Annotated in this window: 11 protein-coding genes; all 11 read right to left on the bottom strand. The window is 64.6% G+C overall.

Going from position 1 to position 12,561, the window contains the following annotated elements; all coding sequences use genetic code 11:
• Positions 1–69 precede the first annotated feature (69 nt).
• Positions 70–1,464, bottom strand: a complete 1,395-nt coding sequence (locus tag AD670_RS25120; protein WP_053138690.1) for an amidase — start codon at positions 1,462–1,464, stop codon at positions 70–72.
• Entirely contained in the window at positions 1,461–2,729 is a 1,269-nt protein-coding gene (locus AD670_RS25115; RefSeq protein ID WP_053138687.1) for a Zn-dependent hydrolase, read from the bottom strand. Before AD670_RS25115 ends, AD670_RS25120 begins: the two co-directional genes overlap by 4 nt.
• Positions 2,730–2,742: 13 nt before the next feature.
• Entirely contained in the window at positions 2,743–3,438 is a 696-nt protein-coding gene (locus AD670_RS25110) for an ABC transporter ATP-binding protein (RefSeq protein ID WP_053138685.1), read from the bottom strand.
• Entirely contained in the window at positions 3,438–4,187 is a 750-nt protein-coding gene (locus tag AD670_RS25105; protein ID WP_053138682.1) for an ABC transporter ATP-binding protein, read from the bottom strand. Before AD670_RS25105 ends, AD670_RS25110 begins: the two co-directional genes overlap by 1 nt.
• On the bottom strand, positions 4,184–5,194 hold the full coding sequence (locus tag AD670_RS25100; protein WP_053138679.1) for a branched-chain amino acid ABC transporter permease: 1,011 nt from the start codon (positions 5,192–5,194) through the stop codon (positions 4,184–4,186). The genes AD670_RS25105 and AD670_RS25100 overlap by 4 nt, the downstream gene beginning before the upstream one ends.
• A gap of 1 nt (position 5,195) precedes the next feature.
• On the bottom strand, positions 5,196–6,056 hold the full coding sequence (locus AD670_RS25095; RefSeq protein WP_053138677.1) for a branched-chain amino acid ABC transporter permease: 861 nt from the start codon (positions 6,054–6,056) through the stop codon (positions 5,196–5,198).
• Positions 6,057–6,124: 68 nt separating this feature from the next.
• Positions 6,125–7,327, bottom strand: coding sequence for an ABC transporter substrate-binding protein (locus tag AD670_RS25090; RefSeq protein WP_053138674.1), 1,203 nt, complete (start codon positions 7,325–7,327; stop codon positions 6,125–6,127).
• 122 nt (positions 7,328–7,449) lie between these two features.
• Positions 7,450–8,220 carry a FadR/GntR family transcriptional regulator gene (locus AD670_RS25085; RefSeq protein ID WP_053138671.1) on the bottom strand — a complete coding sequence of 257 codons (771 nt, stop codon included), beginning with the start codon at positions 8,218–8,220 and terminating at the stop codon, positions 7,450–7,452.
• Positions 8,221–8,333: 113 nt separating this feature from the next.
• Positions 8,334–9,077, bottom strand: coding sequence for an alpha/beta fold hydrolase (locus tag AD670_RS25080; protein WP_053138668.1), 744 nt, complete (start codon positions 9,075–9,077; stop codon positions 8,334–8,336).
• A 108-nt stretch (positions 9,078–9,185) separates the two neighbouring features.
• Positions 9,186–10,598, bottom strand: coding sequence for an efflux transporter outer membrane subunit (locus AD670_RS25075; RefSeq protein ID WP_053138665.1), 1,413 nt, complete (start codon positions 10,596–10,598; stop codon positions 9,186–9,188).
• Positions 10,591–12,561: a MacB family efflux pump subunit gene (locus AD670_RS25070; protein ID WP_053138663.1), complete on the bottom strand. Its 1,971-nt coding sequence runs from the start codon at positions 12,559–12,561 to the stop codon at positions 10,591–10,593. The genes AD670_RS25075 and AD670_RS25070 overlap by 8 nt, the downstream gene beginning before the upstream one ends.

Genomic DNA, 12,561 nt, shown 5'->3' with positions numbered 1-12,561 from the left:
AAACGTTGAGGGCGCGAGAATAGCACTGAGTCAGGCGTCAACGCATTCCGCAGGCACAGTGGCTATTTGTCAGACCGGGGCCTGCAAGTGTCGGGTTGGAAATGCTCGCGCATACACCTGGCATACCTTCAACACCTGCTCATCGGCAAACCGCGCGCCCACCACATGCAACCCCACCGGCAAGCCATTCGCCGCCAACCCGCAGGGCACCGACGCCGCCGGTTGCTGGGTGAGGTTGAAGGGGTAGGTGAACGGCGTCCACTGCGTCCATTCCTGCATCCCGGAACCGGGTGGTACGTTGTGCCCCGCTTCGAACGCGGTGATCGGCATCATCGGCGAGACCAGCACGTCGTAGTGCTCATGGAACGCCGCCATGCGGGCCACCAGTGCCGCTCGCGCTTCCAGGGCCGCAGTGAAGTCATCCAGGCTCAACTGTTCGCCGCGCTGGGCAATGCGCAGCAGGCCAGGGTCCAGCAGGTATTTTTGCGCCTCGCTCATGGCCCCGGTCAGGCGCGCCGCGCCCGCCTCCCACAAGGTGCTGAACACCTCCAGCGGATCGCTGAAACCGGGGTCGATCTGCTCGACATGGGCGCCCAACTGCACCAGGCCCTCGACCGCCTGGACAACCACCCTGGCCACCTGCGGGTCGACATCCACGTAGCCAAGCGTGGGGCTGTAGGCCACGCGCAGGCCTTTTAAATCCGCGGCCGGCGTGAGCCATGGCGTGGTCCTCGGCGCACCGAGCAGGCCGTCCCGCGCATCCGGTTGTGCGACGGCCTGCAGCATCAACACGCTGTCTTCCACGGTGCGGGTCATCGGCCCCAGGTGCGAGAGGATGGTCATCGAACTGGCCGGCCATTGCGGTACATAGCCGAACGTCGGCTTGATCCCGAAGGTGCCGGTGAACGCACAGGGGATGCGGATCGAGCCGCCGGCATCGCTGCCCTGGTGCAGCACGCCCAGGTTCAATGCAGCTGCCGCGCCCGCGCCGCCAGACGAGCCGCCTGCGGTGGTGCGCGTGTCCCACGGGTTGCGCGTGATGCCGTACAGCGGGTTGTCGGTGACGCCTTTCCAGCCGAATTCCGGGGTGGTGGTCTTGCCCAGCAGCACCGCGCCGGCCTGGCGCATAAAGGCCGGGAAGGGCGCGTCGACGTCCCACGGGCCCTCGGCCGAGGTGGTGCGCGAGCCTTTGCGGGTGGGCATGCCAATCGTCAGCGTGAGGTCCTTGATCGACGCCGGTACGCCGTCCAGCGCACCGCAGGGCGCGCCTTTGAACCAGCGTGCTTGCGACGCCCGCGCCGCGTGCAGCGCGCCCTCGGGGTCGACATGACAGTAGGCGTTCACCACCGGGTTGTAGCGTTCGATGCGCAGCAGCGCGTCTTCGGTGACTTCCACCGGCGACAGGGTCTTGTCGCGAAAATGCGCCAGCAGTTGTACGGCCGTCAGCTCACCTATCTCACTCATGCCTGCTCCCCCTGCGCCGCATTGACCATGGCGCGCAGCAACACTGCGCAGCCCGCCGCCAGGTCATCGGGTGCGGCGTTTTCGATTTCGTTATGGCTGATGCCGCCTTCGCACGGCACAAAGATCATCCCGGCCGGGCCCAGTTCGGCGACGAAAATCGCGTCATGCCCGGCGCCGCTGACGATGTCCATATGGCTCAGGCCCAAGGCCGCCGCCGCATCGCGCACGGCGTTGACGCAGGCCGGGTGGAAGTCCAGCGGCGGGAAGTCGGCGGTGGGTGTCAGCTCAACGCTCAGGCCGTGGCGCAGGGCGGTGGCGTCGATCACGCAGCGCACTTCATCGACCATGGCTTGCAGCTTATCGGCATGCAGGTGGCGCAGGTCTATGGTCATGTGCACCTGGCCGGGAATCACATTGCGCGAGCCCGGGTGCAGGCTCAGGCAGCCAACGGTGCCGCAGGCGTGAGGTTGTTGTTGATGGGCGATACGGTTGACCGCGCTGACCACCTCGGCGGCGCCGACCAGGGCGTCCTTGCGCAAGTGCATGGGCGTCGGGCCGGCATGGGCTTCCACGCCTGTGAGAGTCAGGTCGAACCACTTCTGGCCGAGGCAACCCATCACCACCCCGAGGGTGATCGCCTGGTCTTCCAGCACCGGGCCCTGTTCGATATGCGCTTCGAAATATGCACCGACCGGGTGGCCCAACACCGCGCGGGCACCGGCATAGCCGATGCGCTGCAATTCGGCGCCCACCGACAGGCCTTGCTCGTCCTGCTTGTCGAGGGTGTCCTGCAAGTCGAACTTACCGGCAAATACCCCGGAGCCCATCATGCACGGCGGGAAGCGCGAGCCTTCTTCATTGGTCCACACCACCACTTCGAGCGGCGCTTCGGTCTCGATCTTCAAGTCATTGAGGGTGCGGATCACTTCCAGACCGGCCATCACCCCGTAGCAGCCATCGAACTTGCCACCGGTGGGCTGGGTGTCGATATGGCTGCCGGTCATCACCGGCGGCAGGGCCGGATTGCGCCCAGGGCGACGGGCGAAAATATTGCCGATGGCGTCGACACTGACACTGCACCCGGCGGCTTCGCACCACTGTACAAACAGGTCACGGGCCTGGCGGTCCAGGTCGGTGAGGGCCAGGCGGCACACGCCGCCTTTGACCGTGGCGCCGAGTTGGGCCAGGTCCATCAGCGATTGCCACAGGCGGTCGCGGTTGATCAGCGGGGCGTTGCTCTGGAGCGGTTGCGCAAAACTGTTCATGTGCAATCTCCCATCAGGCGCTTAGGGCCAGGTAGCGGTTCTTGATTGTCGGGTCGGCGCGGAACGCGGCGGCGCTGCCCTCGTAGACCACACGGCCCTGTTCGAGGACGTAATGGCGGTCGGCGAGCTTGTCGCAGACCATCAGGTTCTGTTCCACCAGCAGCACTGGCAGGCCGTCGTCCTTGACCTTGCGCAGTATCTTCACCAGTTCGTCGACGATCACCGGAGCGAGGCCTTCGGTGGGTTCGTCAAGGATCAGCAGCTTGGGGTCGTTGAGCAGGGCGCGGGCGATGGCGAGCATCTGTTGCTCGCCGCCGGAGAGCGCATGGCCTGCGTTTTTGCGCCGTTCCTTGAGGCGCGGGAACATGCCGTACACGTCTTCGAGCTGCCAGCGGCTACTCTTGCGCGCGGCAATGCGCAGATTTTCCTCGACGGTGAGCAGGCGGAAGATCCCGCGATTCTCCGGCACCAGCGCCAGGCCCTGACGCGCGATTTCAAAGATTTTCTGCCCCACCAGCGCCTGGCCGTTGAAGTGGATCTGGCCCTGGCGCGGGCAGATGATGCCGAGGATGCTGCGCAAGGTGGTGGTCTTGCCCGCACCATTGCGCCCGAGCAGCGTCACCAGTTCGCCAGGGTTGACGGTCAGCGACACGCCTTCAAGCACATGGCTCTTGTCATAGTAGGAATGGATATTCTCGACGATCAGCATCAGGCAGCCTCCCCAAGATAAGCCGTGCGCACACGTTCATCGGCACGCACGAACTCCGGCGTGCCTTCCACCAGGATCTGCCCGTGGCTCATCACCGTGATGCGTTGGCTGATGGACATGACGATGCTCATGTTGTGTTCGATCAACAGCACCGTATGGTCGCGGCCGAGGTCGCTGATCAACTGGGTCATGATCGGGATGTCATCGATGCCCATGCCCGAGGTGGGCTCGTCGAGCATCAACAATTTCGGCTTGGAGCAGATCGACATCCCCACCTCCAGCACCCGTTGCTGGCCGTGGGACAACTCGCCGGCCAGGGTCTCGGCGCGGGCGCTGAGTTGCAGGCGCTCAAGCACCTGATCGGCCATTTCCAGGTGTTCGCGTCGGCTGTCCACGCGGCGCCAGAAGTTCAGCGCGCGCGCACCGTCGCGGCCTTGGGCGGCCAGGCGCAGGTTCTCGCGCACGCTGAGGTTCTGGAACAGGCTGGTGAGCTGGAACGAGCGCGCCATGCCCAGGCCGACGCGCGCGTGGGCCGGCTTGCGCATCAGGTTTTTGCCGTCGAAGTGAATCGCCCCGGCCGTGGCCTGGCGTTCACCGGTCAGGCAGTGGAACAGGCTGGTCTTGCCCGCGCCGTTGGGGCCGATGATGGTGTGGATGGTGCCGGCTTCGACCTTGAGGTTCACGCCGTTCACCGCACGGAACGCGCCATAGGCCAGTTCCAGGTCTTTGGTTTCCAGCAGGATGCTCATAGCCCTTCCTCCTTGGCGACGACGGCTGCCTTGCGACTGCCGCGCACGCGCTCGAACAACGCGGCCAGGCCGCCCCACAAACCGCCGCGCATGAAGATCACCACCAGGATCAGGATCACCCCCAGCAGCATCAACCAGCGCGGCCACAGGTCGGAGAGAAAATCCCCCAGCAGCACGATGGAACCGGCGCCCAGCAACGAGCCGAACAGTGAGCCGGTGCCGCCGATGATGGTCATGATCAGGATGTTCTCGGACATCGCCAGGTCGATATTCGACAGCGGCACAAAGTGCAGCAGCATGGCGTACAGCGCCCCGGCGATGCCGGTGACCGCGCCGGACAGCACGAACACCAGGATCTTGAAGTGCCGCGTGTCGTAGCCGATGGCCGAGGCGCGGGTTTCGTTTTCGCGGATCGCCATCAACGTGCTGCCGAACGGCGAGGCGATCACCCGGCGTGCGCCGATGAAGATCAGCAGGAACAGCACCGCGACAAAACCATAGAACGCGCGGGCATCGGCCAGGGACAACAGCACGGTGTCGCCGATGCGGATTTCCGGGCGTGGCACGCTGAGCAGGCCGTTATCGCCGCCGGTCCAGTCGCTCAAGGTGTAGGCGACGAAGTAGGCCATCTGGCTGAACGCCAACGTGAGCATCACGAAGTAGATGCCGGTGCGCCGGATCGCCAGGGCGCCCACCAGCAGGGCCAGGAAACCACCGGCGACGGCAGCGCCGAGCAACGCGGTGAACAAACCCAGTTGCAGGTGGATCATCAGCAGCGCCGCGCAGTAGGCGCCGGCACCAAAGAAGATGCCTTGGCCGAATGACAGCAGCCCGGTGTAGCCCAGCAACAGGTTGCAGGCCAGGGCGGCCATGGCGAAGATCAGGATCTCGGTGGCCAGGGTCGCCGAGGGCAATATCAAGGGCAGGCCGATCAGCACCGCCAATACCCACAACACCATGGCGCGCGATTGCGTTTTGGCAAACGGCAGAGGATTTTTCTCGCTCATGTCAGGCTCTCCCAAACAGGCCGTAAGGGCGTACCAGAATCACCACGGCCATGGCGCCGTAGATCATCAGGCTCGCGCCTTGGGGCCAGAGTGTGGTCATCAGGCTTTGCACCACGCCCACCAGCAAACCGCCGACCAGCGCACCGCTGAACGAGCCCATGCCGCCGATCACCACCACCACGAAGGCGATGCCGAGGATCTCCGGGCCAACGAACGGCTGGGCGCCGCGCAACGGTGCGAACAGCACGCCTGCCATGCCGGCCAGGCCCACGCCGAGGGCAAAGGTCATGGAGAACAGGCGAAAGATATTCGTGCCCAGCAGCGACACGGTCTCGGTGCTTTCACTGCCGGCGCGCACCAGGGCGCCGAAGCGCGTGCGTTCCAGCAGCAGCCACAGGCCCAGGCCAACCAAAGCGGAAAACACAATCAGGAACAGGCGGTAGTAGGGGTAGACGAAATCACCCACCACCAGCACGCCGCGCAGCAGTTCCGGTACGGCGACGCTTTTGCCCACCGGGCCCCAGATCATCACGCTGGCTTCCTGGATGATCAGCGCGATGCCCAGCGTGACCAGGATCTGGAACATGTGCGGCAAGTGATAGATCCGCTGGATCAACAAGCGCTCGATCACCCAGGCCAGCGCGGCCACCACCAGCGGCGCAATCAGCAGCGCCAGCCAGAAGTTGCCGGTGAGGCTCACGGCGGTGTAGCAGATGTAGGCGCCCAGCAGGAAGAACGCGCCGTGGGCGAAGTTGACGAAGTTGAGCAGGCCGAAAATGATCGTCAGGCCGACCGCGATCAGGAAGTAGATCATCCCCAATCCAAGGCCGTTGAGTATCTGGAACAGGTAAAGATTAAGCATGCAGGAACCCTCGAACAGGTGGCCGCCGGGGCGGCCCTGCCGTGTACAACCGGTGATGTTTTAACGGATCAGGCGAGCGTGCAGCCCGTGGCTTCCACCGGCGGGAATGACTGGCCGGCGCTGAGCACCTTGGCCAGGTCATCCTTGTCGGCCATGTCGCCGGCGGCCTTGCCGACCAGCAGGTAGTAGTCCTTGATCACCTGGTGGTCGCCGGCGCGGATCGATTCCTTGCCGGTGGGGCCGTCGAAGCTCAGGCCCTGCATGGCCTTGGCCACGGTCGGCCCGTCGAAGTTGCCGGTGGCGATGATGGTGTCGAGCATGACCTTGGTGCTGATGTAGTCGGCGGCCAGCGGGTAGGTGGGGTTGATGCCGTACTTGGCCTGGGTCAGCTTGACCAGTTCGCGGTTGAGCGGGGTATCGACCTGGTGCCAGTACTGCGCGCCGAGGTACACGCCGTCGAGGATGTCGCTGCCCAGTTCCTGGAACTGGTCGAGGCCGGCGGACCACACCAGCAGCACTTTCATGCGCTCCTTGATGCCGAAGTTCACTGCCTGGCGCAGGGTGTTGGACGATTGGCTGCCGAAATTCAGCAACACCAGTACGTCGGGTTTGGTGGAGATGGCGTTGGTCAGGTAGCCGGAGAATTCCTGTTCCTGCAGCGAGTGGTAGCTGTTGCCGACGTGTTCCAGGCCGTGTTCCTTGAGTACGTTTTTGGCGCCTTCGAGCAGTGCTTCGCCGAACACATATTGGGGCGTGATGGTGTACCAGCGCTTGGCGTCCGGCAGCAGCTTGATCAGCGGCACCATGGTTTCGCGGATCGCGCCGTAGGTGGGCACCGACCAGCGAAACGTGGCGTGGTTGCAGTCTTTGCCGGTGACCTCATCGGCACCCACCGGGGTCATGAACACGCCGCCGACCTTGTCGACCTCCTTGGCCACCGCCAGCGCCGACGACGACAGTGTGCAGCCCTGGAAGAAGCGCGCGCCGTCCTGCTGGATCGCCTCCTGCACCTTGCGCACGGCCTTGCCGGCGTTGCCCTCGGTGTCGATGACCTTGTAGTTCAACGGGCGGCCCAGCAGCTCGGTGTGTTGTGCCACCGCCAGGCGCGAACCCATGTCGGCAAACTTGCCATAGCTGGCAAAGGCGCCGGACATGGACTTGAGGCCGTAAAAGGTAAAGGGCTCGGCGGCGAATGCGGACCGTACGCCCAGCGGAAGACTGAGGGCCGCTGCGGCGGTAAGACTGGCTTTCAATAACGTACGACGCTGCATGGGGTGACTCCCTGGTTTAGTTATTGGCAGGAGTGGCAAGGGCGATACGGTGGAGCAAGGGCCTGTGGGCAGGCCTGTTATTGGGATAACGCAGTGAATGCAGTCAACTGTGGGAGGGGGGGTCAGTGGTTGTGGTCGAACTCCAGTAGAAAGTGCGGGCTGACCTGGCCTTCCAGCGCCGTCATATGGTGTTCGGCGTCGCACATATGTTCATGCATCAGGCTGCGTACCGCGCCTTCATCCCCGGCGCGAAAGGCGCTCAGCAGCTGTTTGTGATAATCCAGGTTGGCCGCGTCGAACTGCTTGCGCTTGGGCTTGTAGGCTTTTTTCAGCACCACCAGGTCGCGCAGCAGGTCGTTGAGAAACTGCGCCATAAAGCTCAACAACGGATTGGGGCAGGCCTTGGCCAGCAGGTTGTGGAACTCCAGTTCCGCCAAGCGTTGCTCACGCTGGCCGGCTTCGCTGTCTTCGGGGGCGCTGCAGAAATCCACGTTGTCCTGCAATGCCCGGTAGTCGTCTTCACTCAGGCGCCCGAGCACTGACACCGCCAGCTCCACTTCGATGACCTTGCGCAATTGGTACACCTGCTCGCCATCCAGATGCTGGAAGTGCAGGTAGTTACGCAGGGCACGGCTGGCCGGTTCAGTGCCGGCCTGGTTCAGGTAGGCACCGCCGCTGGGGCCGGTGCGCGTACTCACCAGCCCCTCGACCTCCAGGGCCTTGAGCGCTTCACGGGCCGAGCCCTTGGAGCACTGGAAGCTTTCCATCAGCTCACGCTCGGTGGGCAGGCGGTCGCCGGGCTTCAACGCGTCGGTGACGATGGAGCGCTTGACCGACTCGACAATCACATCGGACAGCTTCTGGCGTTTGCGGCGTAGCGGGCGGCTCAGCATGGGTTCGATTTATCGTATTAATGCGGATAAATAGCACTTAATAACGATTGGGCCGGAGCGTCAACGCAGGGTGTCGTTTTCGGCGGCAACAGGTCGTAAACGACGCACTGCGGCTAATCACCCGAATCAAGGCAGCGGGTAGACGGGGGCGGTTGCTTGCCGTAGGCCAGGAAGTCGCCCACCCATCGGTTGATACACCCGCCGGCGTCGGGGCTGGCGGGTTCCTTGAGGCGCAGTTGGGCGACCTCGACGGTGTCGGTCGTCCCGGGTTGCGCGTTGACCAGCACCATGCGCGCGACCCGTTCGGGGAACAGCGCAGCGTAGCGGTTGCCCAGGCGCGTGGCGTGGGTGTTACCCAGGTAATGCAGTTGTGCGTCGCCCAGTTGGGCGCGGACATATTCCATATCCCGTACCGCCTGCTCGACGCCCTCTTCCTGGGTGAGGTCGCGGGCGCTGAGTTCGATAACGTCGTAGCGGTTGAGCAGCGTGCGATAGGCCTGTGTGGAATAGCTGTTCCAGCGGCTGGCGAGGTCAATGGCGAGGGTGTTTTCGGTGTTCTCTTGTGCAGCATCGCCGGCCTGGACGAAGACGATCCCCTCACGGCTCAGCGGCTCGCGGGCGCCGACACGGGTCAGGTAGAGGCGCTGCTCGCCTTCCCGAGGGACGGCATGGTTGCGCGGGACGGTCACGACGCCGCATTGGGTACGCGCCAGTACCTCAGGGTCGAGCCGTTCGCCGGCGGGCAGGGGGCAATCGAGCAGCCAATCGATGGTGGTGGGCTTGATCAGTGGCTGTGCCTGGCCAAGGTGGGCCAGCAGCCAGAAACAGCCGCCGGCGAGGTATTTTGCAACATTCATCCAGAGGTCCCTGGCAGCCGTGTGATAGCGGCTTTTTTTACCAAGGAACCTGGGGAGAAGAATGTAGGGGCGGTAGACGACTTGCGTACGAAACTGGAGTTTCGTTTTTCAGAAGTTGGTTTTCCAACCGCCGCCCAATGCCTTGTACAGGGCGATGCTGGCCTGCAGGCGTGACAGTCGCAATTGCACGTTCAAGTCCTGGGCGGCGTACAAGGTGCGCTGGGTTTCCAATACCGTGAGCAGGTCTTCGGCGCCCGCCTGGTAGCGGCTTTCGGCGATCTGGAAGGCGGTCCGGGCCTGTTGCAGTTCTTCGGTTTGCCATTGGCGCTGCTGGTCCAGGCGGGTGATGCTGCTGAGGGCTTTTTCCACATCGGCAAAGCCGTTGATGATCGCACCTCGGTAGGTTTGCAGCAGCTCGTCCTGGCGGGCGCTGACCTTGTCACGCTCGGCACTTAAACGGCCGTTGTTGAAGATCGGCGCGACCAGGCCGGCCGTCAACGTGTAGTAGGGGCTGCGCAGGATGTCCAGGGCCTTGTAGGCGTCGGAGCCGAGTGTGGCGCCGAGGGTCAGGGCCGGCAGCATGGCGGCGCGGGCCACGCTGACGTCCGCTTGCGCCGCCGCCAATTCGGCCTCGGCCTTGGCGATGTCCGGGCGGCGGCTGAGCAACTGGCTGGGCATGCCGGCGTCGATGGTTGGCCAGGTCAGGTCCTGGAAGGGTTCGGTGCCCAGCTCCAGGGCCTGGACCGGCTGGCCGAGGAGGGCGGCGAGGGTGATCTGGGATTCTTCGGCCAGTTGTTCAATCAACGGCAGTTGGCGTTGCTGGCTGGCCACCAGGCTTTTCTGCTGGGCCAGTTCGAGGGCCGTGGCGGAGCCTGCGTAGTAGCGGGTCTGTACCAGGTCGAGCACGTTACGTGCATTGGCCAGGTTCAACGCGGCGATCTGCTGGCGTTGGCGCGCGGCCAGGGTCTGCGCGTACCGGTCGGCCACGTTGCTGAGCAGGGTCAGTTCCACGGTGGCCTGGTCGAACTCGCTGGCGCGCAGGCTGTGCAGGGCGCTGTCGCGGGCAGCGGCGCGGCCGCCCCAGAAGTCGACTTCATAACTGGCGGTCAGGTTGGCGCCGAAATTGTCCACGGCGTCATCGCTTTGCGAGGCGTCCAGGTCCGGTCCGCCTTTGCCGCGCAGGAGTTTCTGGTGGCTGGTGGAGAGGTTGAACTTCACCTCGGGCAACAGCGGTGCTCCAGCGATCACCGCACTGGCCTGGGCCTGGCGCACGCGGGCCATGGCGGCGGCGACGTCGACACTGTCACGGCGGGCCTGCTCGACCAGGCGGTTCAATTGCGGGCTGCCGAACTGCGTCCACCAGCGCTGGTTGGTGGCCTGGGCCGCGTCGCGCTCGGCGAACTGCCAGGCGGCCGGCGGCGCAATACCGCTGTCCACGGCGGGCGGGTCACCGGCGCAGGCGGTGAGCAGCAGGCACAGGCCAAGTGCGGGCAGGGGTGAGGGGATGGATCGTTTATTCACTGGTCAACGCCTTAACCGGATCGAGCCGGGCAGCTTTACGGGCCGGCATAAAGCCGAATACGACGCCGGTGACCAGCGCGCAACCAAATGCGCCAAGCACCGCCACCAGGGAAAACTGCACCGCCACCTGGGCCAGCACCAGCACGCCGCCCACCAGCAGCGCCAGGGCAATGCCGCAGAGGCCGCCGACCACCGACAGCATCACCGCCTCGGTCAGGAACTGGCGCAGGATGTCGCGCTGGCGTGCGCCGGTGGCCATGCGGATGCCGATCTCACGGGTCCGCTCGCGCACGGTCATCAGCATGATGTTCATCACGCCGATACCGCCCACCAGCAGGGAGATCGCGGCAATCGAGCCGAGCATCAGCGACAGGGTGTTCTGGGTCCGCGCCTCGGCCTGGATCATCGCCGCGTTGTTGGTCAGTTCGTAGTCGCGCTTGCCGTTGTGCAGTTTTTGCATCAGTTGGTCGATGGCCACCTCGGCCTCGCGGACCTTGCGCGCATCGGCGGCGGCAATCACCACGTATTCAGGGTCGTAGCTGCCGAACAGCCGCACGCTGGCGGCGGTGTAGGGGATGGCGATACGGTCATCGCTGTCTTTGTTACCGGAGCTGGCGCCTTTTTCCGCCAGCACGCCGATCACCTGGAACGGGACGTTCTCGATCAGAATGTACTGGCCGATGGGGTCTACCTCACCCTTGAACAGCTTTTCACGCACACGGTGACCGATCACCGCCACGGTGGCGGCTGCACGTTCGTCGGCCGCCGTGAAGTAACTGCCCTCGACCACCGGCCAATTGAAAATCACCGGGAAGTTGGTGTCGTTGCCACCCACATAGGCCATGTAGTCGACGTTGCCGAAGCGCACCCCGGCCTCGCTGCCATTGACCGGCATGATGCGCTGGACCTGCGGTAATGCCGCCAGGGCGTGAACATCGTCGAGGGTCACAATCCCCTGCGGCGTGCGCGGGTTGGGCGAGGATCCACTGAGGTAGATAATGTTGGAACCGAACGCCCCCATCTGCGCCATGACCTGGCGCTTGCTGCCTTCCCCGACCGCCAGCATCACCACCACCGAAGCTACGCCGATGATGATCCCCAGCAAGGTCAGTGCGGTGCGGAAACGGTTGATCCACATCACCCGCCAGGCGGCTTGCACCGCGTCGAGCAATTCGGCTTTCCACGCGCCATTGTGTTCGGCGCCGTCAGCCAGGCGCTGGCGCAGGTCCACGGCTTGCAACGCGCCGCGGGTGGCCGGTGGCGGCGCTGCGCCGTCATCGGCCGAGTCACTGATGATCAGCCCATCGCGAATCTCGATCATGCGGTTGGCCCGCGCGGCCACTTCACGGTCGTGGGTGATGAGGATGACCACGTGGCCCTGGTTGGCCAGTTCGTCGAGCAGGGTCATCACCTCGGCGCCGCTGTGGCTGTCGAGGGCGCCGGTGGGTTCATCGGCGAGGATGATGTGGCCGCCGTTCATCAGCGCCCGAGCGATCGAGACGCGCTGCTGCTGTCCGCCGGACAACTGGTGCGGCCGGTTGCCGGTGCGCTCGGCCAGGCCCAGCCGCGTGAGCAGGGCGTTGGCGCGGGCATGGCGCTCGGCAGCGCTGATGCCGGCATAGATCGCCGGCATCTCGACGTTCTCCTGGGCCGAGCCCGAGGGGATCAGGTGATAGCCCTGGAACACAAAGCCAAAGGCCTCGCGGCGTAGCCAGGCGAGTTCATCGCTGTCCAGGTGGGCGACGTTCTCACCCGCGAACAGGTACTCGCCTGTGCTTGGGCGGTCGAGGCAACCGAGGATATTCATCAGCGTGGACTTGCCGGAGCCGGAAGCCCCGACGATGGCGACGAATTCCCCGGCATGGATCGACAGGTCGATGCCGCGCAACACGTCGACCTGCGGGCTGTCACCGCCGCCGTAGGATTTGCGGATGTTCTTGAGTTCAATCAGCGGCGTGGTCAC

Source organism: Pseudomonas sp. MIACH (assembly GCF_001269925.1).
Taxonomy (GTDB): domain Bacteria; phylum Pseudomonadota; class Gammaproteobacteria; order Pseudomonadales; family Pseudomonadaceae; genus Aquipseudomonas.
Note: the sequence above shows the minus strand (reverse complement) of the source record. Positions and strands in the feature narration are given on the sequence as shown.